The sequence below is a fragment of the Streptomyces sp. NPDC005151 genome (assembly GCF_053599875.1).
In genome coordinates this window covers 25,974-46,095 of record NZ_JBSFYR010000061.1, presented here as the reverse complement: position 1 = coordinate 46,095, position 20,122 = coordinate 25,974, and the positions used below count along the sequence as shown (strand labels likewise).

General features: G+C 69.0%; 19 protein-coding genes and 4 pseudogenes. 14 read left to right on the top strand and 9 right to left on the bottom strand.

The window, feature by feature from the left end:
• A pseudogene (locus ACWD6R_RS27345) lies at positions 1–483 on the top strand (Mu transposase domain-containing protein); the annotation flags it as partial.
• A gap of 36 nt (positions 484–519) precedes the next feature.
• Here ACWD6R_RS27345 and ppk2 read toward each other — a convergent pair.
• Positions 520–1,341, bottom strand: a complete 822-nt coding sequence (gene ppk2, locus ACWD6R_RS27340; RefSeq protein WP_451821137.1) for a polyphosphate kinase 2 — start codon at positions 1,339–1,341, stop codon at positions 520–522.
• Between the two features lie 530 nt (positions 1,342–1,871).
• Here ppk2 and ACWD6R_RS27335 point away from each other — a divergent pair.
• Genes ACWD6R_RS27335 through ACWD6R_RS27320 form a run of 4 tightly spaced genes read left to right on the top strand, consistent with a single transcriptional unit; the run spans position 1,872 to position 4,769 of the window.
• A complete protein-coding gene (locus tag ACWD6R_RS27335) occupies positions 1,872–2,213 on the top strand; it encodes an ArsR/SmtB family transcription factor (RefSeq protein ID WP_451821136.1) in 342 nt (113 codons plus the stop codon).
• Between the two features lie 2 nt (positions 2,214–2,215).
• A complete protein-coding gene (locus tag ACWD6R_RS27330; protein WP_451821140.1) occupies positions 2,216–3,937 on the top strand; it encodes a SulP family inorganic anion transporter in 1,722 nt (573 codons plus the stop codon).
• On the top strand, positions 3,934–4,347 hold the full coding sequence (locus ACWD6R_RS27325; protein WP_451821135.1) for a pyridoxamine 5'-phosphate oxidase family protein: 414 nt from the start codon (positions 3,934–3,936) through the stop codon (positions 4,345–4,347). Before ACWD6R_RS27330 ends, ACWD6R_RS27325 begins: the two co-directional genes overlap by 4 nt.
• On the top strand, positions 4,344–4,769 hold the full coding sequence (locus ACWD6R_RS27320) for an ATP-binding protein (protein ID WP_451821134.1): 426 nt from the start codon (positions 4,344–4,346) through the stop codon (positions 4,767–4,769). The genes ACWD6R_RS27325 and ACWD6R_RS27320 overlap by 4 nt, the downstream gene beginning before the upstream one ends.
• 154 nt (positions 4,770–4,923) lie before the next feature.
• Here ACWD6R_RS27320 and ACWD6R_RS27315 read toward each other — a convergent pair whose 3' ends face one another.
• Together ACWD6R_RS27315 and ACWD6R_RS27310 are read right to left on the bottom strand one after the other, a co-directional pair.
• On the bottom strand, positions 4,924–5,310 hold the full coding sequence (locus tag ACWD6R_RS27315) for an Imm32 family immunity protein (RefSeq protein WP_451821133.1): 387 nt from the start codon (positions 5,308–5,310) through the stop codon (positions 4,924–4,926).
• A gap of 316 nt (positions 5,311–5,626) precedes the next feature.
• A pseudogene (locus tag ACWD6R_RS27310) lies at positions 5,627–5,779 on the bottom strand (IS3-like element ISRhosp1 family transposase); the annotation flags it as partial.
• Positions 5,780–6,063: 284 nt separating this feature from the next.
• Between ACWD6R_RS27310 and ACWD6R_RS27305 the strand changes: the two are divergent.
• The 5 genes and pseudogenes from ACWD6R_RS27305 to ACWD6R_RS27285 all read left to right on the top strand — a co-directional run bounded on the left by ACWD6R_RS27305 (position 6,064) and on the right by ACWD6R_RS27285 (position 12,117).
• Entirely contained in the window at positions 6,064–6,939 is an 876-nt protein-coding gene (locus tag ACWD6R_RS27305; RefSeq protein WP_451821132.1) for a universal stress protein, read from the top strand.
• Positions 6,940–7,045: 106 nt separating this feature from the next.
• Positions 7,046–7,204 (top strand): annotated as a pseudogene (locus ACWD6R_RS27300) (SDR family oxidoreductase); the annotation flags it as partial.
• Positions 7,205–7,307: 103 nt separating this feature from the next.
• Positions 7,308–8,195, top strand: coding sequence for an oxygenase MpaB family protein (locus ACWD6R_RS27295; RefSeq protein WP_451821131.1), 888 nt, complete (start codon positions 7,308–7,310; stop codon positions 8,193–8,195).
• Positions 8,196–8,222: 27 nt separating this feature from the next.
• Positions 8,223–10,511 (top strand): tetratricopeptide repeat protein, encoded by a 2,289-nt coding sequence (locus ACWD6R_RS27290; protein WP_451821130.1) that lies wholly within the window; start codon positions 8,223–8,225, stop codon positions 10,509–10,511.
• Between the two features lie 61 nt (positions 10,512–10,572).
• Complete coding sequence (locus ACWD6R_RS27285) at positions 10,573–12,117, top strand: phytoene desaturase family protein (protein WP_451821129.1); 1,545 nt, start codon at positions 10,573–10,575, stop codon at positions 12,115–12,117.
• A gap of 13 nt (positions 12,118–12,130) precedes the next feature.
• On the opposite strand, the gene ACWD6R_RS27280 is transcribed toward ACWD6R_RS27285, so the two are convergent.
• The 4 genes and pseudogenes from ACWD6R_RS27280 to ACWD6R_RS27265 form a co-directional block, all read right to left on the bottom strand.
• A complete protein-coding gene (locus ACWD6R_RS27280) occupies positions 12,131–12,367 on the bottom strand; it encodes an acetylxylan esterase (RefSeq protein ID WP_451821128.1) in 237 nt (78 codons plus the stop codon).
• On the bottom strand, positions 12,367–12,525 hold the full coding sequence (locus ACWD6R_RS27275; RefSeq protein ID WP_451821127.1) for an acetylxylan esterase: 159 nt from the start codon (positions 12,523–12,525) through the stop codon (positions 12,367–12,369). The genes ACWD6R_RS27280 and ACWD6R_RS27275 overlap by 1 nt, the downstream gene beginning before the upstream one ends.
• A gap of 4 nt (positions 12,526–12,529) precedes the next feature.
• Complete coding sequence (locus tag ACWD6R_RS27270; protein WP_451821126.1) at positions 12,530–13,015, bottom strand: DUF4158 domain-containing protein; 486 nt, start codon at positions 13,013–13,015, stop codon at positions 12,530–12,532.
• Positions 13,016–13,151: 136 nt separating this feature from the next.
• A pseudogene (locus tag ACWD6R_RS27265) lies at positions 13,152–13,376 on the bottom strand (transposase); the annotation flags it as partial.
• A 456-nt stretch (positions 13,377–13,832) separates the two neighbouring features.
• Between ACWD6R_RS27265 and ACWD6R_RS27260 the strand changes: the two are divergent.
• Complete coding sequence (locus tag ACWD6R_RS27260) at positions 13,833–14,672, top strand: IS5 family transposase (RefSeq protein WP_451821125.1); 840 nt, start codon at positions 13,833–13,835, stop codon at positions 14,670–14,672.
• Between the two features lie 36 nt (positions 14,673–14,708).
• Here the strand turns inward: ACWD6R_RS27260 and ACWD6R_RS27255 are convergent, their stop codons facing one another.
• Complete coding sequence (locus ACWD6R_RS27255) at positions 14,709–16,115, bottom strand: MATE family efflux transporter (protein WP_451821124.1); 1,407 nt, start codon at positions 16,113–16,115, stop codon at positions 14,709–14,711.
• 75 nt (positions 16,116–16,190) lie between these two features.
• On the opposite strand from ACWD6R_RS27255, the gene ACWD6R_RS27250 reads away from it, so the two are divergent.
• Both ACWD6R_RS27250 and ACWD6R_RS27245 read left to right on the top strand, forming a co-directional pair.
• Positions 16,191–16,421, top strand: a complete 231-nt coding sequence (locus ACWD6R_RS27250) for a hypothetical protein (protein WP_451821123.1) — start codon at positions 16,191–16,193, stop codon at positions 16,419–16,421.
• Positions 16,418–17,959: a hypothetical protein gene (locus ACWD6R_RS27245; protein WP_451821122.1), complete on the top strand. Its 1,542-nt coding sequence runs from the start codon at positions 16,418–16,420 to the stop codon at positions 17,957–17,959. Before ACWD6R_RS27250 ends, ACWD6R_RS27245 begins: the two co-directional genes overlap by 4 nt.
• A gap of 3 nt (positions 17,960–17,962) precedes the next feature.
• Here the strand turns inward: ACWD6R_RS27245 and ACWD6R_RS27240 are convergent, their stop codons facing one another.
• Positions 17,963–18,643, bottom strand: a complete 681-nt coding sequence (locus tag ACWD6R_RS27240; RefSeq protein WP_451821121.1) for a hypothetical protein — start codon at positions 18,641–18,643, stop codon at positions 17,963–17,965.
• 143 nt (positions 18,644–18,786) lie between these two features.
• Here ACWD6R_RS27240 and ACWD6R_RS27235 point away from each other — a divergent pair, with 143 nt between their 5' ends.
• Positions 18,787–20,118, top strand: a complete 1,332-nt coding sequence (locus ACWD6R_RS27235) for a GNAT family N-acetyltransferase (RefSeq protein WP_451821120.1) — start codon at positions 18,787–18,789, stop codon at positions 20,116–20,118.
• Positions 20,119–20,122 lie beyond the last annotated feature (4 nt).

Genomic DNA, 20,122 nt, shown 5'->3' with positions numbered 1-20,122 from the left:
TATCGACACGTTCAGAACAACGACCCACACCCACCGAAGTACCGGCCAGCTCATCAGTTCATCCGATTCAGCTATGTGCGGAGGATCGGCCTAGTCCCCAAGGAAGTCAACCTCCTTGAGGAGTACCGCAGTTTCGCGGTCTTGGAGGCGGCCTGCCGCGACTTCTGCGAGGAGGTCAACAACCGCGTCCACCGCGAGACCCGGCGCCGCCCGGTCGAGATGCTCGCCGAGGAACAGCAGCGGCTGCACCCATTGCCCAAGCAGCCCTTCACCGTCGCGTTCGGCACCACCCGCCGGGTCAACTGGGACGCGACGGTCTCGGTCGAGGCGGTGCGCTACTCAGTTCCGCACCCGCTGATCGACACGAGGGTCTGGGCCCGCTTCCACGGCGACGAACTCATCGTCACCGCCGTGGACCCCACCACCGGCAACGCCGCCGAAGTGGCCCGCCACCAGCGCGGCACCCCGGGCAGCCCGGTCATCGCCTCTGGCGAGTTGACCGTACGAGACCTGCCCGCCTCATTCGCACAGTTCTGACGCATGGTCGGGGACGTACGTCTGAAGGTCCCTCGGCGGACGTTGGTATCCGGTGGCCGACGGGCGTCGAGGCAGTTCGATCGCCGGCCAAGTGACCGCCTCGTACGGCACGGTCGACAGCAGATGGGCGATCATGTTCAGCCGTGCCCGGCGCTTGTTGTCGCTCTCGACCACGTACCAGGGAGCTTCCGAGATGTCCGTATGGACGAACATCTCGTCCTTCGCCCGCGAATAGGCCTCCCAGCGGCTGATCGATTCCAGGTCCAGCGGCGAGAGCTTCCATCGGCGGGTGGGATCTTCCAGCCGACGCCGGAATCGCTGCTCCTGCACCGCGTCACTCACCGAGAACCAGTACTTACGCAGCAGGATGCCGTCCTCCACCAGCATCCGCTCGAAGATCGGGCACTGGCGAAGGAACCGCTGGTGTTCCTCCATGGTGCAAAAACCCATGACGCGCTCGACGCCCGCGCGGTTGTACCAGCTCCGGTCGAGCAGGACCACTTCCCCTGCGGCTGGAAGATGCTCGACGTAGCGCTGGAAATACCACTGGCTGCGCTCGCGCTCAGTGGGCTGCGGCAGCGCGACGATGCGTGCTACCCGGGGATTGAGGAGCTCAGTGACGCGCTTGATCGTGCTGCCCTTGCCCGCCGCATCACGCCCCTCGAACACGACGACGAGCCGTGCGCCTTCGGCCCGAACCCACTCCTGGAGCTTCACGAGCTCGGTCTGGAGCCGGTACAGCTCGCGCTCGTACAGCGAGCGCGGCAGCTTTCCGGGCCCGCCCGAGTTCTTCTCGTCCGACATGGGATGACGTTACGGAGGAGACCGTGGTCGAAGTCAAGCGTCAGCGCCGAACGGGCTTCGCCAGGAATGCGACCTCGGCCGGATGCCTCCACGACGAAGGCGAGGCTCCGGTTGGTTCTGCGGACCGTTTCGACGCGCTTCGGGCCCTGGCAGGCCGACGTGGGCGGCCGGGTGCCCGGCTGATCGACTCGCTGGCCGAGGCCAGGGCGGGAACTGCGGACAGCCCCGAGACGTGGGCTCCGGTGGTCGCTGCGCGGCCTGCCTGCTGCCGCCGCGCTCGGACCGGCCAGCTACTACGCGGACCTCGCCGCCGCGCACGGCCGCCGTCATGTCCGGGTCTGCTCCGCGGGCGCCCCCATGACCCAGGGGTGTCGAGGGCCGAGGGTGCGAGGCCGCAGCGCGAGCATCAGATAATAAATTGCAAAATTCTGCAATTCGTTACATGCTGTGCGGGCTGTGTCCGTAGGTAGCCGCGGGCACAGCGCCAAGCGATGTCCCAGGTGCCCGGGTGATGGGGAGCGTTCGAGACCGTGCCGGTTCCGCTGTATCAGGCCAAGGCCGAGTTCTTCCGGATGCTCGGGCACCCGGTGCGCATACGGGTGTTGGAGCTGCTGCAGGGCGGGCCGATGCCGGTACGCGACCTGCTGGCGGCGATCGAGGTGGAGCCGTCGGCGCTGTCGCAGCAGTTGGCGGTGTTGCGCCGCTCGGGGATTGTGACCGCTGCCCGGGAGGGCTCGACCGTGGTGTACGAGCTGGCCGGCGGGGATGTCGCGGATCTGATGCGGGCGGCGCGGAGGATCCTGACGGAGGTGCTGACCGGGCAGAACGAACTGCTGGCCGAGCTGCGGGAAGCAGAGGTAGCGGCCGAGTGAATATGTTGCTGGACCGGTCCTGGGCGCGGGTGCGCTCCCTGTTGCCTGCCCGCGCCGACTACCTGGTCATGGGCCGTAATCCGCGCCGTGACCTGCTCGCCGGCCTCACCGTCGCCATCGTGGCGCTGCCGCTCGCGCTCGGGTTCGGTGTCTCCTCGGGGCTCGGCGCCGAAGCGGGACTCGCGACTGCCGTGGTGGCGGGTGCCCTGGCAGCGCTGTTCGGCGGGTCGAATCTCCAGGTTTCCGGTCCCACGGGTGCGATGACGGTGGTGCTGGTGCCGATCGTCGCCCAGTACGGGCCCGGCGGTGTCCTCACCGTCGGGCTGATGGCCGGTGTGCTGCTGGTCGTGCTCGCCCTGCTGAAAGCCGGCCAGTACATGCGGTACATCCCGGCCCCGGTGGTGGAGGGATTCACCCTGGGCATCGCTTGCGTCATCGGGCTCCAGCAGATCCCGGGCGCGCTCGGCGTGGCCAAGCCCGAGGGCGACAAGGTCCTGGTGGTGACCTGGCGCGCGATCGAGGAGTCCGTCCGCACCCCGCACTGGACTGCCGTTGCTCTTGCAGCCGGTGTCGCGGCCGTGATGCTGCTCGGCGCACGCTGGCGCCCGACCGTTCCGTTCTCCATCGTCGCGGTGATCGCCGCCACTGTGGCCGCCCAGCTCTTCCACCTTGACGGAGCCGCCCCGATCGGGGATCTGCCCTCCGGACTGCCTGCCCCTTCGCTCGGTTTCCTGGACCTGTCGTCGCTGGGTTCGCTGATCGCCCCTGCGGTCGCGGTGGCCGCGCTCGCGGCGCTGGAGTCGCTGCTGTCGGCCACCGTCGCGGACGGCATGACGGTCGGGCAGAAGCACGACCCGGACAAGGAATTGTTCGGGCAGGGCATCGCGAATCTGGCCGCCCCTCTGTTCGGCGGCGTCCCGGCGACGGCCGCCATCGCCCGTACCGCGGTCAATGTCCGTACCGGCGCGGGATCCCGGCTGGCCGCGCTCACCCACGCCGCCGTTCTCGCTGTGATCGTCTTCGCCGCAGCTCCGCTGGTCTCCAAGATCCCGCTGGCCGCGCTGGCGGGGGTGCTGATCGCGACCGCGATCCGCATGGTCGAGGTCGGCGCGCTGCGGGCGATGGCCCGCGCGACCCGCTCCGACGCGCTCGTCCTCGTCCTGACCGCGGCCGCCACCCTCGTACTCGACCTCGTCTACGCGGTCATCATCGGCCTGGTGGTGGCCGGGGCGCTGGCGCTTCGGGCGGTGGCCCGCCAGGCCCGGATCGACCAGGTGGACTTCCGGCCCGATCTGCCCGGCGAGCACAGTGAAGAGGAGCATGCTCTGCTGGCCGAGCACATCGTCGCGTACCGGATCGACGGGCCGCTGTTCTTCGCCGGCGCCCACCGCTTCCTCCTTGAGCTTTCCGAGGTCGCCGACGTGCGCGTGGTGATCCTGCGGATGTCGCGGGTGTCGACGATGGATGCCACCGGCGCCCTGGTGTTGAAGGACGCCGTGGAAAAGCTGAACCGGCGCGGCATCGCCGTGATGACCTCCGGTATCCGTCCCGGCCAGCGCCAGGCCCTCGATTCCGTCGGTGCGTTGGCCCTGTTGCAGCGGGAGGGGCGCGAGTACGCCTCCACTCCGCAGGCCATCGCCGGGGCCCGTGCCCACCTGCAGAAGGCCGGGCTGCTGCCCGCCCCCGGCCGGATCGCCCCTGTGACCGAAAAGTCTTCCCGATGACTGCCTCCATCGCCCGCCGCATGGTCGAGGTGTCCAGGGCGGAGGCCCTGTGGCTGCTGGAAAGCGCCAGTCAGGGACGCCTGGTCTACTTCCAGCGCGAGATCGCCGTGGTCCGCCCGGCCGTGCACGTCATGCAGTACGGGCACCTGATCGTCCGCACCCCGGCCCAGGAGACCGCCCTGGCCGACCAGGTCGAACTGACCTATCAGGCGGACGAGATCCGGGGGGCCGGCGGCACCGGCTGGACCGTCACCATGACCCGACCGGCCGAACTCGTCAGCGACGCGGACGAGGCGGCCCACTACCGCCGTACGCTGCAGGGCTGGGCCCACGGCCCGCACGACACCCTCGTACGGATCCGTCCGCAGGCAGCCAACGGCTTCCGCCTCGCCTCCCCGGAGGCCCGGTGAGTACGCAGCTGGAAACCTTGCCGTACCGGCATGTGCTGACCCTGCCCACGATGGGCTCGGCCGTGCGGATAGCGCGTGAGACGACGGAGCAGGTTATGGCGGAGTGGGGTATCAGCCGCCGCCATCCGAGCGTGGATCCGGCGCTGCTGATCCTGGCGGAGCTGGTGACCAACAGCGTGCGGCACGCCGCCGTGCTCTCCCCGAACGTGACGGTCATCTTCGCGAGCGGGCCGGACACGTTCGCGTTCGCCGTCCACGACCGCCACCCCCACCAGCCCGCCCTCTACACCGCGGTCACCGGCGGCGTCAGTACCGGGCTGGCCACCGTTGTCGAACTCACCGTCCAGCTCGGTGGCACCGTGGTCGTACGCGGGGACGCGGACGGCCAGGGAAAGAGCATCTGGGTCACCCTTCCCCTGTAGAAGATCGAGGCAGCGACGATGACCATCGAGTGGCGCTACACCACCCACCACAACCTCGGCGTCCTCTCCCTCGCCGGATAACAGGATCGGTGCACCGGTCACCCGCTCGCTGGTCGCCTACGATCACTGATCGCCACGGCGGCCCTCCCGTCAATCACCGGGTCGGCATCCCTCCGTGGGGGCTGTTGACCACGATCGGCAGAGACCCTTCAACGAGGTAGGGGTGCTCGGGGAAGTAGTCGATGGGGAGGTGGCCACCGTCCTCGGCAGTGGCCATGCTCTGGAGGTTGGCTGCGAGGATCGCCCTGGCGCCGGGATCGCCGCTGATCACCAGGACCTGCCGCGAGGCGTCCAGTTCGATCCGAACCCGGGGGCCGGAAGCCTTCTTGACTTCGGCCCCTGCCAAGGTGTCACCGTCCAGTGGTGACGTGGAGCCGATGAACCCGTCGCCCTCGGCCACCGCGTTTGCCAAGCCGGCCAGTTCCTCCACTGAAGCGGTGAGATCCACTTCGCCGAACAAGGGACCGGAAACCAGTCGCACGGGCGGCACTCCTTCAGGGTCGGACCTCCATGATGCCGTTGGAGGTCGTCGGCCCTGCGCTCACCCCCGCAAGCCGACCAGACGCGACCAGGTACATCGGAGCCACTCGTCTAGGCGGGGACGGCGCGTGCGCGTTTCGCCGCCGCTTGAGGCTTGCGCGCCGCAGCACGTCGGCCCCCGCGGAGGAGCGTGTCGCGGCCGCCATTCGGGACGACGCGAGCCGCGTACGGGCAGGTGATCTCGAAACTCACCCCGGCCGCCGCATTCATACCCGGCACCGGGGGCCGGGGAGCTGAAAGCGGACCAGGACCGTCTTGCCCTGACCCCGGCACAGCCGCTGAACGCCGAACTCGCCTCCGTGTGCGGAGATGAAGTCCCAGCGGCGGGACCTCACTTCATCTCCTTGGCGAAATACTGGGCCGCCCGGCGCAGGATCTCGCGCTCCAGATGCCACTCCGCCGGTTGGGCCCGTCGACGCACAACCACCGGAGCACGCGCCACCTCCTGTCCGCCGCCGCGCGCGGACCGGGTTCCTCCCCGAGCGCCACGCCGGGTTCCGCATGCGTCACCGGAGGATCTGGGGTACTTGTCGAATGAAGAGAACCCGTGCCCGGCGCGTCTGCGCAGATGCTCACCCCGTCGATCCCCTGCCGTCGTCCTCCACGCCTGGACCGGGGCACAGGGGCCACAGCAGTGCGGGAAGACGGCTCCCACACCGTCGTTCCGGCTTCTTGCGAGAGAGAGGCAGTCGTCATGGAGCCAGTCGTCACCGTCGGCCTCGACGGGTCACCCGAGAGCCTGGCCGCTGCCCGTTGGGCCGCCGACGAAGCTGAGCGGCGCAAGCTCACGCTGCGCCTGCTGCACGCGTGGCCTCTGCTGGTGCCGGAACCGACCCGCATTCCCGCCGAGATGGATCAGAACTACTGGGCGAGGCGGATTGTGCACAACACGCGGGCGGAGCTCCAGGCACACGACCCGGGCCTCTCCGTCGTCGGCAGCCTGGTCGCCGACGATGCCGAGCACGCGCTTCTGCGAGCGGCATCGGAGTCCGAGATGATCGTGCTCGGTTCGCGGGGGCTGGTGCCCGTCGAGAGCTATTTCCTCGGCGACATCAGCATGCCCGTCGTGGCACGCGCCGAGCGGCCGGTGGTCCTGGTGCGAGCCAGTACGGGCGAAGACGGCCCACAGCCCACTCGAACTGCGACAGGCGGCGTGGTGGTGGCGCTCAAACTGCACGGACCCTGCGACGACCTGCTCCAATTCGCCTTCGAGACCGCTGCCGCGCGAGGCATGCCTCTTCGGGCCGTCCACGGCCGGAGCCTGCCGGTGGACGCATACGTGCCCTGGGGCGCGGACCATAACGTGGCGGAAGGAATCGTTCAGGACGCACAGAAGCTCCTCAGCCAGACCCTCCGCCCCTGGCGTGACAGGTTCCCGCAGGTGGACGTCACCGACAGCACTGCACTTGTAAGCCCCGCCAAGGCTGTCGTGCGGGCCGCCGAGGGTGCCGATCTGCTGGTCGTCGGCCGACGTCAGCACCATCGTGCCCTGGCACCGCGCCTGGGCCCCGTGGCCCAGGCCGCCATCCATCACGCACGCTGCCCTGTCGCGGTCGTCCCCCACGATTGACGCGAGGAACCACACAGGGCCGACGCGTTGACACATCGGGCCGACCACGTGTGGGAGCCGTCGATGTGCCGCTCTCTCCCGCGTGCCGAGGAACGTGAGGCCCACGCTCATGATGAAGGGCACTCCGGCTGGCCAGGTCGGCAGCCCCGAGGCCATCACGCAGGCGGCGGTGTACCTGGCGGACGACGAGGCGGCGTTCGTCCACGGAACCGTGCTCGACGTCGATGGCGGCCGGGTCGGCGTCGCGGTCAACGCCGGGGTGTGACCGAGCCGGAGCGGGGCCTGGAGCATCAGCCCGGTCACAGCGCATCCTGTGGGTGAATACGCCATACGTGCGTACGCGGCCGAGCGGGAGGTTACGAGCAGTCATGGTGGAAGCCGACCCGGGGCTCTTCGGTCCTGAATCCGTCACCTGGCAGTTGCACGGCGACCCGATGATGTGGATCGCCGGGGTGCGCGCCCTCTACCTCCAGGCGCTGCACCCGCGCGCCGTCCGCGGCGTCATGCAGAACTCCGATTTCCGCAAGGACGCCTGGGGGCGGCTGATGCGCACCGCCGGCTTCGTCGGCACCCTCACCTACGGCACCACCGAAGCCGCCGAGAAGGCGGGCGCCCGCGTCCGCCGGATCCACCGGCTGCTCAAGGCCACCGACCCGGCGACCGGCGAGACGTACGGCGTCGACGAACCGGAGCTGCTGCTCTGGGTGCACTGCGCCGAGGTCGACTCCTACCTCCAGGTGCAGCTCCGCTCCGGCCAGAGGCTCAGCGCCGCCCAGGCCGACCGTTACATCGACGAACACCGCACCAGCGCCCGCCTGGTGGGCCTCGACCCCGACGGTGTACCCGCGACCACCGCCCAGCTCGCCGCCTACTTCGACCGGGTGCGCCCCGAGCTCGCCGCAGGAGCCGAGGCGTTCGATGTCGACTCCTTCCTCCGCCGCCCGCCCGTCCCCGCGCTGTTGGTACCGGTGCGCGAACTCCTCTGGCGGCGCGTCGCAGCACTCGCCTACCAGTCACTGCCCCCTTACGCCCATGAGCTCTACGGCAGGGCCGCGCCGCCCCCGCACACCGTCGACCGGCGGCTGCGCGCCACCGGCACCGCCCTGCGCTGCATCCCCTCACGACTGCGCTGGCAACTCCCGCCCGGCCACATTGTGAAGGCAATGGAACGACTCGGTCCCGGCAGCCGCCCCACCCCCTCCAAACTCCGCAGCCGGACAGCCATACTGGACGGGTCGGGGAGGGCGCAGCAGTAGGCGAAGCGACGGGGGCGACAGCACGCGATGGCGGACACCAGGCTGATCCAGAGCCGGTACCGGCTGCTCGATCTGATCGGGCGCGGAGGCATGGGCGAGGTGTGGCGCGCCCGCGACGAGTCGTTGGGCCGCCACGTGGCCGTCAAATGCCTCAAGCCGGTGGGGCCCCAGCACGACCAGTCGTTCACCCGGATCCTGCGCGAACGGTTCCGCCGAGAGGCACGGGTGGCCGCCGCCCTCCAGCACCGCGGTGTCACCGTCGTCCATGACTTCGGCGAGTACGAAGGCGTCCTCTACCTGGTGATGGAGCTCCTCGACGGCCGCAACCTCAGCCAGCTCCTGGAGGACAACAAGCAGCATCCGCTGCCGGTCCCGGACGTCGTCGACATCGCCGAGCAGGTCGCCGACGCCCTCGGCTACACCCACCAGCAGGGCATCGTGCACCGCGACCTCAAGCCCGCCAACATCATGCGGCTGGCCGACGGCACGGTGAAGATCTGCGACTTCGGCATCGCCCGGCTCGGCCACGACATCGGCTTCACCTCCCGCCTGACCGGTACGGGCATCGCCATGGGTACCCCGCACTACATGTCGCCCGAGCAGATCAGCGGCGGCCAGGTCGACCACCGCAGCGACCTCTACTCGCTGGGCTGCGTCCTCTACGAGATCGCCACAGGGGTTCCGCCGTTCGACCTCGACGACGCCTGGGCCGTCCTCGTCGGACACCGCGACACCCAGCCGGAACCGCTCCGTACCCACCGCGCCGAACTCCCCGGCTTCTTCGACCGCGTTGTCCTGGAGCTGCTGGCGAAGACCCCGGAGGAGCGGCCCGCGGACGCGGGCGACCTGCGGCAGCGGATCGCCGTCGGACGCACCGGTGAACAGCAGCATCTTCCGGCGTCCGAACCCCCACGACCGTCGGGGCGTGTCCGGCTCGCCCCGCCGGTCCCCGTCGTACGCCCGGGACAGCAGCCGCCCGACGGCGAACCCCGGCTGCCGTCCTGGACCCGGGGCATGACCACCGGACACAAGGCGTCCGGCGCCATGCAACTCGGTCTCGCCCCGCCCGACCACTCCGCGGGCCTGACCGGCGAGTGGACCACCGGCACCGACCTGAGGGCCCTGACCGGGGGGCTGCCGCCCGCCCGGCCCGAGCGGCCCACCCCCTCCCCGGAGCTGCTCTCCACCCTTGCCAACCGGCACAGCGCGGGCCTCAACCTGGGACGGCTCGGTCACTGGGAGGAGGCCGGCGAGGTGCACCGCGCGGTCGCCGCCGAACGCGAGCACGCCCTCGGCCCCGACCACCCCGACACCCTCTCCAGCCGGTACGAGGTGGGGTTCACCCTCAGCCGCACCGGGCGCGCCGCCGACGCGCTGCGCGAATTCGGGCGCGTCGCCGAGGGCCGCGAACGCACTCTCGGCCCCGACCACCCGGAGACCCTCGCCGCCCAACAGGAGATGGCATATGTACTCGGCCGCCTCGGCCGCCACTTCGAGGCACACCAGGTGTACGCCGCGGTGCTCGCCTCCCGGGAACGGACGATGGGCCCCGACCACCCCGATACCCTCCGCTGCCGCCACGACCTCGCGTTCAACCTCAGCAGGCTCGGGCGCCTGGAGGACTCGTACCGGATGGCCCGCGACGTGGCGCACGCCCGCACCCGGTTGCTCGGCGCGAGCCACCCCGACACCCTGGTCACCCTCTATGAAGTCGCATACACCCTTGGTCAGTTGGGGCGCTGGACGGACGCCCTGCAGACCTACCGGGAAGTCTCTCAGGGCCGCGCGCGAGCCCTCGGCGCCGACCACCCCGACACGCTTTCGGCCCGCGACGAGGTCGGCATCAGTCTCGGCAGACTCGGCCGCAGCGCGGAGGCCCTGGAGCTCTACCGCGCGCTCGTCGACGACCGGACCCGGGTGAACGGCCCCGCCGACCCCGAGACGCTCCGGGCCCGCCACGGCCTCGGCGTCAACCTGGGGCGGCTGGCCCGCTGGGAGGAAGCCCTCACCGAAGCACGCGACGTGTGCGCGATCCGGGAACGGGTCCTGGGCCCCGACCACCCCGACACCCTCATCAGCCGCCGCGAGGTCGCCGTCGGCCTCGGCTGGCTCGGCCGCTGGCCCGAAGCCCTCACCGTCTACCGCACGGTTGCCGAGGCCCGCGAACGCGTCCTCGGAGCCGATCACCCCGACGCGCTCGCCAGCCGCAACGACGAGGCGCACTGCCTCGAACAACTCGGCCGGGGCACCGAGGCGGTCGAGCTGTACCGCAGGGTCGCAGCGCTGCGCCAGCAGCGGGGCGTGCCCCCGCACTGACCGGGGACTCCCTGGGTCACCGCCTCTGGCCGGCGGCGATCATCCTGTGTTACCAAGGGCCATGCCCGCACCTGACACCTATGACGCAGTGATTGTGGGCGGCGGCCACAACGGTCTGGTCGCCGCCGCCTACCTCGCCCGCGCAGGACAGTCCGTCCTGGTCCTCGAACGCCTCGGCACCACCGGGGGAGCGGCCGTCTCGACCCGTCCCTTCGACGGGATCGACGCACGGCTGTCGCGCTACTCCTATCTGGTGTCCCTGCTGCCACAGAAGATCGTCCGCGATCTCGGGCTGGACTTCGCCGTGCGGAAGCGGACTGTCTCCTCATACACCCCGACCGTCCGTGGCGGGCGAGCCACCGGACTGCTCGTCGGCGGGGACCGCACCCGGGAGTCCTTCGCCGCCCTCACCGGCGGGGAGCGCGAGTACGGGGCCTGGCAGCGCTTCTACGGCATCACGCAGCAGGTCGCCGAGAGGGTCTTCCCGACCCTCACCGAACCGCTGCCCACCCGGGACGCGCTCCGCGACCGGATCGGGGACGCGGACGCCTGGCGCATGCTCTTCGAGGAGCCGATCGGCGCAGCTGTCGAGGAGAACTTCGCCGACGATCTCGTGCGCGGCGTCGTGCTCACCGACGCACTGATCGGTACCTTCGCCGACGCGCACGACCCGTCGCTGCTCCAGAACCGCTGCTTCCTCTACCACGTGATCGGCGGCGGCACGGGCGACTGGGACGTCCCCGTCGGCGGCATGGGCGCGCTCACCGACGCCCTCGCGCAGGCTGCCCGGACAGCGGGGGCCGAGATCCGGGTCCACCACGAGGCGACCCGGATCGAGACCGACGGGACACGGGCCGAGGTCACCGTCGGCTCAGCCGAAGGCGAGCGGACGGTTGCCGCCCGCCGGGTCCTCGTGAACGCCTCGCCGCAGGCCCTGGCCGCACTTCTCGGCGACGAACCGCCGGCTCCTGCCGAGGGCGCCCAGCTGAAGGTGAACATGCTGCTGCGCCGGCTGCCCCGGCTGCGCGACCGCTCCGTCGACCCTCGCCAGGCGTTCGCCGGAACGTTCCACATCGCGGAGGGGTACGGGCAGCTGGCCGACGCCTACCGGGACGCGGCTGCGGGCCGGCTGCCCACGGCCCCGCCGTCGGAGATCTACTGCCACTCGCTGACCGACCCGTCGATCCTCGGCCCCGACCTCGCCGCCCGCGGCTACCAGACCCTCACCCTCTTCGGTCTGCACACGCCCGCCCGGCTCTTCGCCGCGGACAACGAGGCGACACGCGCCGCCCTCCTCAAGGCCACGCTCGCCGAACTCGACGCGCATCTCGACGAGCCGATCGCCGACTGTCTGGCCGTCGACGGGAACGGCGAACCGTGCATCGAGGCGAAGACCCCGCTCGACCTCGAACGGGATCTGCGGCTGCCCGGCGGCCATATCTTCCACCGGGACCTCGCCTTCCCGTTCGCCACGGAGTCCACCGGCCGGTGGGGCGTCGAGACGGCGCACGCCAACGTCCTGCTGTGCGGGGCGGGCGCGGTGCGCGGCGGCGGGGTCAGCGGGGTCCCCGGCCACAACGCCGCGATGGCGGCGCTGGGCCGGTGACCCGTTCCCGTACCTACGGACCGAGGACGCCGCGCAGTGCGCCGAGCTTGCGCGGCAGGTCGTATTCCGCGCCGCCCTCGTGCCCGTTGTACGTGAACACCTCGATCTCGGCCGGACCCGCACAGCGGTGGTAGGCGGCGAACACCGTCGACGACGGGCAGATCCTGTCCATCAGACCGACCGAGAACCACGCCGGAGCGGTCGCCCGTGCCGCGAAGTTGACCCCGTCGAAGTAGGACAGCGTCTCCATCACCTCGTCGATCCGGCGTCGTACGGGACGAACTCGGCGTCCAGCTCGTGGCGGCCCGTCTCGGCGAGCGTCTTCGCCCAGAACGCGTCGAAGTCCGCAGGCTCCTCCGGCTCCGGCCGGTACTCGCGCAGCCGCTCCAGGCCCATGTCGAACAGCAAGGGTCTAGCTCCTCTTCAGGGTGAGGGTTGCACCGTGGAGTTCAGTGGTGTCGGCCGTGATCCGGATGCCCTTGGCTCGATCCGCTCGACACGGCACTGCACCAGCAGGGCTTCCCGCTGCCGGTCCTCGACCAGCTCGACCGGGCAGACCTCCGTCGCCATCCATTCCGTCAACCGTTCCTCGTCCGCCAGCGTCGACGGCCGGAACCCCCAGCGCCTCGCGGATCTGCTTCCGGTGCCGCTTTGCGCCCGCCAGGTCGTACTTCGCGAGCTCGGCTGCCGGCACCTTGGCCAGACCGGCGACGTACGCGACAGCGGGCTGCGGGAACTCCTCGATGAACTCCGGGAACCTGCCCTTGATTTCGAAGAACTTGAGCATCAGGCAGAAGCCGAGCCGGGTGGGGCCGGACTTGTTCGCCACCAGGTCCCAGTCGCCATCCACCAGCGTCCAGCACGCCACCACGTCTTCCGGCGACCACTCCTGTCGCACACCCGCCCCTTTGCCGTCGGCCCTTCGGGCGTTCACCCGGTCAGCTCAACGAAGTCCCCAGCACCAGGAAACGGCCCTCGGAACCTACCGGCTGGTTACTTGCTCCCTGGTGTCCGAGCTGGGACTACCGGGCCTAGACGGTCTCCCAGGGCGGGAAGTCGTGCGGCAGGTAGCGCCACTGCACCCTGGTGCGGTTCACGTACAAGATCGCATCCAGGATTTCGCGCAGGTCATGCTCGGGAGGGCGTCCGAAGTCCAGGGCCCTGCCGCGGCGCTCGAAGCGCCAGGCGGACAGCACCGGCTCCACCAGTTCCCAACGGGCATCGGACAGATCACTCGGATACGGACGGCGTTCGCTCATATCCAGGACATGCCGCCCCGGGCCGAGTGCGCCCAGGCGCGCGTCGCCGTCTGCGGAAGCACACCGGAGAACCGGGCGTCCGGGGATGAGACAGGCGCAGACATCCTCCCGCCCCAGCCACCACCTCACCCGGCCATCGAGACCCGACCGCACCTGCAGTCACATCAACACCGCCGCCCTGCACCACAAAAACCCACATAAAATGTGGTGCTAGCGATGAAAATGACCTCTCAGAGGGTGTTTACCCAGACTTGTTCCGGAATGCGGCTTCTGTCTCTGCCCTACTTTGAGGAGTTTCATCCGGTAGGCGATGAATGCCCTCTCCCTGGCCAGGAGTCCGAGTGCCCGTCTCATCCGCTTCCGTCTTCGGAAGTCCGTCTGGTTTGAGAATGACACAGAACCGCCCGGCAACCAGCGGAACCGAATCCTCCGGCATGCTCGTGCTCACGCTGGGTCGTGAGCGAGCGGAAGCCGTACCCCAGCGACCTGTCCGACGCCCGGTGGGCCCTGATCGAGCCGACGTTGACGGCCTGGAGAAAGGCCCGGCTCGATCGTAGGCCGACCGGGCAGCCGGCCAAAGTCGAACTACGCGAGGTGTTCAACGCGATCCTCTACATCAACCGCACGGGAATCCCCTGGAAATACCTCCCGCACGACTTCCCGAACCACGGCACCGTCTACGCCTACTACGCAGCCTGGCGCGACGAGGGAACCTTCGCCCAGCTCAACTACGACCTCACGGGCCTGGCCCGAGCGAAGGAGGGGCGCAAACCCGAACCGACCGCATCCGTGATCGACACCCAGAGCGTGAAGACCTCCAGCAACGTACCCCTGACCAGCCAGGGAACGGACGCCGGGAAGAAGATCGTAGGCCGGATACGAGGCATCCTCACCGACACGATCGGGCTCCTCCTCGCTGTGACTGTCACCGCTGCGAGCCTCTCCGAAAACGCCGTGGGAATACAACTCCTCGACCAAGCCAAGAAGACCTACCCGACCATCTCCAAAAGCTGGGTCGACACGGGCTTCAAGAACGCCGTAGTCGAGCACGGCGCGAGGCTGGGAATCGATGTCGAAGTCGTCAACAGAAACCCGGAAAACCGCGGCTTCCACGTCGTCAAAAGACGCTGGGTCGTAGAACGCAGCATTGGATGGATCATGATGCACCGCCGTCTGGCCCGCGACTACGAGACCCTCACCGCCAGCTCTGAAGCCATGATCCATCTCGCCTCGATCGACAACCTCACCAAGCGCATAACGGACGAGACCACACCCACCTGGCGAGGCACCTACTAGGACATAAAGGGCAATTCGCCTACATTAAACGCCTTCTCAGTGGGTGTTCTTGAACTCTGGTTGTGAGCTCTGTTCGGCTGGAGGATCTGGGTTGTGGCGTCTGGCGTGTGCGCGGTTCTCGGCGAATGTGCTGTGCCGGTGGAGAAAGTACGCCTTGCTGACTGCCTGGAGAAAGTTGGCGAGAGCCAGAGCCGTCCACAGGGCGACAAGGCCCCCAGATTCGGCGACCGGAGCGGCGGCCGCGGCCAGGACGCCGTAGCAGACGAAGGTCGACACGAAACTCGGCACCGTGCGCTTGAGGCCGATGAGGCCGAACCCGACGACCGCCTGCAGCGCGTCGGTGAGGACCACGGCCAGCACCAGCGGCAGCAGGTCCGTAATCTGCGGCCGCACGTCGGCATCCCCGCTGAACAGCGGGACGACCCACGGACTGAGGACGATCGTCGCTGTCGCGATGAACCCGACGACGGCCAGTGCCAGCCACGTCCCCGCCCGAACGCTTCGACGGATCCTCACGGTGTCTCGCTTGTCCGCGTAGCCGGAGACCACGGGGATGGTGGCCTGGCCGACCGCCACGGCGGCCGTGAAGATGAGGTTGACCAGTGAGATCCCGACGCTGTTCACCGCGGCGCTGTCCGTCCCGATCCGGACCGCGGCGAAGGTCAGCACTCCCAGGACCGCGAACTTGACGAGTACGGTGCCGGCGAGTGGAATCCCCACGGTGCCCAATCTCCAGACGTGCTTGACGTCCGGCCTGCCCGGGTAGAGAGGGCGGCCCGTCAGCACGGTGGAGCGGCGGAGAGACACCTGGTTGACGGATGCGCTGATCACGCTGGAGGCGAGCATGGCGATACCGGCCCCGGTCAGGCCGTAACTCGGCAGCGGGCCCGGACTGCCCACCAGCACGACGGACAGCGTGACGGACACGGCGGTGCCGAGCAGTCCAGCCCGCATCACTAGCTTGGAGTGGCCGAGTGCGACCAGGACCGACGTGGCCGACGAGCTGACCGCGATGACGAGCACGCTGCCGGCCAGCAGGTAGGGGAAGAGCCCCAGTTCGTCGAGAGTCGTGCGGGGAACCCCGGCCGCCTGACCGATCAGGGGAACCAACGTGACCGCCGCGGCAGCGATCGTACCGACGCTGATCGCGAGCCACATCCCGCCGCGCACCACGGGCAGGAGCCGGTCAGGATCCTCCTTGCACGGCGTGACGAACGGCATCACGCCGCGCAGTGCGCCCGCCACCGTGGCGGTGGCCGGGCTGAAGACGGCGATGGTGACGGCGAAGGCCGCGAGCGTGGCGGTGGCGTGGTTTCCGAGCAGCGCTGTGTCGACCAGAGCACCGGCTGATGCAGCGATCATCGTCATGTACAGCGGGAGCGCGGCCCCTGCTATCTCGATCCACGTACCTCGCTCGGCCTGTCCTGTCCCCTTGTTGATCACGGACTCGATCATCACACTGCGGAAGTCGGCAGGTCAGCGGAATCGGCGAACTCCCTGGCCGGGAGGACGATCCGCGTGCCCCGCATCGGGCCGGGCAGGCCCCGCACCCGCCCCGGCCGCGTCCGGGCGGACAAGGCGTACGCCTCTCGAAACTGCGACATCCTCTCCTGCACCCCGGCCGACCTGGTGGCCACCACCGCCGAGAACGCCGGCGTCCGCAAGGCCGCCACCGGCGGCCTGCCCTCCCCGCCTGCGAACGTCGCAAAGCTGCGGCCTCGCGCGGCCCGCATCCTGCCCGACGCATGAACCGCCCATACGCGACCGACGAGCAGTACGAACGCTGGTACATGGCTGAGTGCTGCCGCTGCGGCCGTCGCAGGCACAAGGCCGGCACCTGGCCGGACGGATTCGTCTGCCGGACCTGTTCGGACCGCGCGGTGCGAACACGGGGCACCTGCCCCGCGTGCGGCCAGGACCGTGCCCTCCCCGGGCTTCACCCCGTCGACGGCTCCGCGATCTGCACGACCTGCGCCGGGTTCTCCCAGACCTTCGACTGCTCACGCTGCGGCTTCGAGGGCAAACTCCTCGGCGGACGGCTCTGCGAACGCTGCACGCTCACCAACCGGCTCACTGCCCTCTTGGACGACGGCACGGGCCGTGTCCGTCCCGCACTGACGCTCCTGTTCGACCTGTTGGTGGCGATGGACAAGCCCAGAAGCGGCTTGGCCTGGTTGGAGATGCGCCGCAACCAGCCGGGAAACGCCTCCGAGATGCTACGGCGGCTCGGTCTCGGACAGATACCTCTGACCCACGATGCGTTCCACGAACTCCAGCCCTGGCGGGCAGCGGCTCATCTGGAAGAACTCCTGATGGCCAGCGCAGTCCTGCCCGCCGTCGACAAGTACCTCTGCTCCTTCGATCGCTGGCTGCCCGGTCACCTTGCCGACATCAGCGACCCCGAGCACTCCAAGACGATCAGGCTCTTCGCGACCTGGCACGTCCTTCCCCGACTGAGGGCGCGCGCCGCTCGGAGCCACATCACACCGAGCGTCCGCCGCTTCGCGGCCGAGCAGATCAAGTACGCGACGACCTTCCTCCAATGGCTCGGCAAGCGGGACCGCACCCTCGCATCCTGCGGCCAGATCGACATCGACGCCTGGTACGCCGAGAACACCGAACACGGCCGCACCTGCCTCAGGGCCTTCCTCAACTGGGCCATGCAGAGCCTCCAGTGCCGATGTTCGCTCTCCATCCCCGTGATGAACGTCTCCCGACGAGCAGCGCTGAGCGAGGACGAGCGCCTGGACGCACTTGGCCGACTGCTGACCGACGCAGAGATACCGATGCGCCTGCGGGTCGCCGGCGTCATCGTCCTCCTCTACGCGCAACCCCTCACGCGGATCGTCCAGCTGACGGTCGACGACGTGCTCCATGATGGAGACGCAACGCTTCTACGGCTCGGGGAACCCGCCTCACCCGTCCCCGCACCAGTCGCATCCCTGCTGCTGGAGTACATCGCGGACCGCGACAACATGAACACCGCCACCAACCAGGCATCCCGCTGGCTCTTCCCCGGCTGCCGGGCAGGCCAGCCGGCTCGCCCCGATCACCTGTCCGCGCTCTTGGGCGAGATCGGCGTCCTGGTCGCAGCCGCCCGCGGCGCCGCCATCCGACAGCAACTCCTTGAGCTGCCCGCCCCCGTCGTCGCGGACGCTCTCGGCTGCCACGACAAGACCACCAGCCGCCTCCTCAAGGAGACCGGCGGGACGTGGAGTCGATATGCTGCAGGCGACCACCTACGGTCACCGTCCGGCTGGACTCCCCAACGGGTCAGCGACAGTTGAAGCTCAGATCGCGTCTCGGTCCGGCTGCGGGTAGTTGATCTCTGTGATGTCCTTGGCCAGGTCTGCGAGGGTGACCTCCGCGTTCAGTGATGACACGAGTTTCTGGCTCAGCGGTCGCAAGGCATACACGTCGCGCACCGCTCCCGGGTCCACGGGAACCTCGTAGTAGTCCTCGGCGAAGCGCTGGAACGCTTCCGGCGAACGGTCGACCAGGAGCTCGAACAGGGCCGTTGCCCCGTCAGGATCGGCGCGACCGGCAGGGAAGTCGATCACGCCGTGCTGCCACCGATTGTCCGTCGCCCCCCGCCACAAGCAAGCCGTCACAACGGGCACGTCGTCCTCGTCGGTAAACGCCGGCTCCTCGACAAAGGGTCGGAAGACCTCCGGGACATCGTCGATCACTCCCGGCCAGGGCTCGCCATCGTTGCCATAGGGGCTCATCAGTGATTCGTGGCCAAAGCCGCGGACATAGGCCCCGGCCGCCGAGAACACGATGGAGTACTCGTCCCCCGACCCGTTGCGCATCGACGCCATCTCCTCGCCCTCGGCCCAACCTGCGTTGAAGGAGTAGTACCGGCTTTCCCAGTCCGGGCTCAGGATCGCATCGAGCATCGCCAGTGAGCGGCACAGGTTCCGCAGGTCGGCGATGGAGGGGAGCTGGCGAGCTACGTCATAGACAGTCACGTGCTTATCCAACCGGATGCCCCTGACACCCAGACCCTCGCCAGGAGCGTCACGCTCAGTAGCGACTCCGGAGCCAGGTGAGTCAACTGGCGACAGTTGGATACGCGAGCTCACCAGTACCGGGGCCGAAAATAATCGGTTGCGTGCTGGCAACGGTGGTGGATGCAATGCTCGGCATGGTCACCCAGGTGCGCCCGCCACGGCGAGATGAGATGAACGCGTACTACCGGGCCTTGCCCTTTGCGAACGGGTTGCCGCACTGGGAGCCTGCTGATGCCGCGTGGCACGGTGGTCCGGAGCCATGGCCCCCGCAGCGCACTCCGGCGACCGCCGAGCAGCTTGAGGAGTGGGCGGAAGCTGACGCCAAGGACGAGTCCTTCCATCCGATTGCGGCATTCGCCGACGGCGCGTGCGTCGGCGCATCGGCCACCATCTCCTTCGATGTCACGGTTCCTGGTGGAGGTACGGTCAAGATGGCCGGCGTTACTGCTACCGCAGTGATTGCTACACATCGCCGACGCGGCTACCTGCGGCGGATGATGCAGGCCATGTTCGAGGCGGCCTTGGACAGGGGCGAGCCGTTGGCAATGCTCAGCGCGAGCGAAGGCAGCATCTACGGCCGATTCGGCTTCTCGCCGGCGACCTACCGTGTGCGGTGGGAGCTGGACCGTCACGAAGCCGCACTCCTTCCGGCAGCCGCGCCCGATCCGGGTTCGCTGGAGCTGGTCGACGCCACGCAGGCGAAGCAGTTCTGGCCCAGGGTGCACGCGGAGGTGCGTGCCCACCGTGTCGGTGAGCTCACCCCCGCGCCCGGACGCTGGGACGGGCTGTCCGACTCCGCGAACGGCACGAACGGACCGCTGCGGTATCTCGTCCACCGCGACCGGCACGGCGCTGTGGACGGCATAGCCAACTTCCGACTGCCGTGGTCCTCGACAGCGGGCAACGCGGGAACGCTCATAGTTGAGGATTTGGAGACGACGAACCCAGTGGCCTATCGCGCCCTGTGGAGCGTGCTGATCGACTTCGACCTCACCAAGACCATCGTGGCGCCCGGCCGTCCGCGCGACGAACCCCTGCGGTGGATGCTCACGAACCCACGGGCGATGCGCATCACCCGACAGTCGGACAACCTGTGGGCCCGCCTTCTCGACGTTCCCCTCGCCCTAACACAACGTTCGTACGACACACCCGGCGACTTGGCGTTCACCATCGAAGGGGACCGAATGTGCCCGGCAAACAACCGGACATGGCTTCTCCGTGCAGGCGGTACCTCGGCGACATGCGTTGCCACCGACCAGGAGGCGGATCTGACCATCACGGTCCCGGCACTCAGTTCGCTCTACCTCGGTGGCATGTCGGCGCATGACCTGACCTACGCAGGTCATATCACTCCGCACTCCAACGGCGTGATCGGGCAGCTGGCCCGGATGCTCCGCATCGACCCCGAACCGCACAACTCCTTCGGCTTCTAAGCGA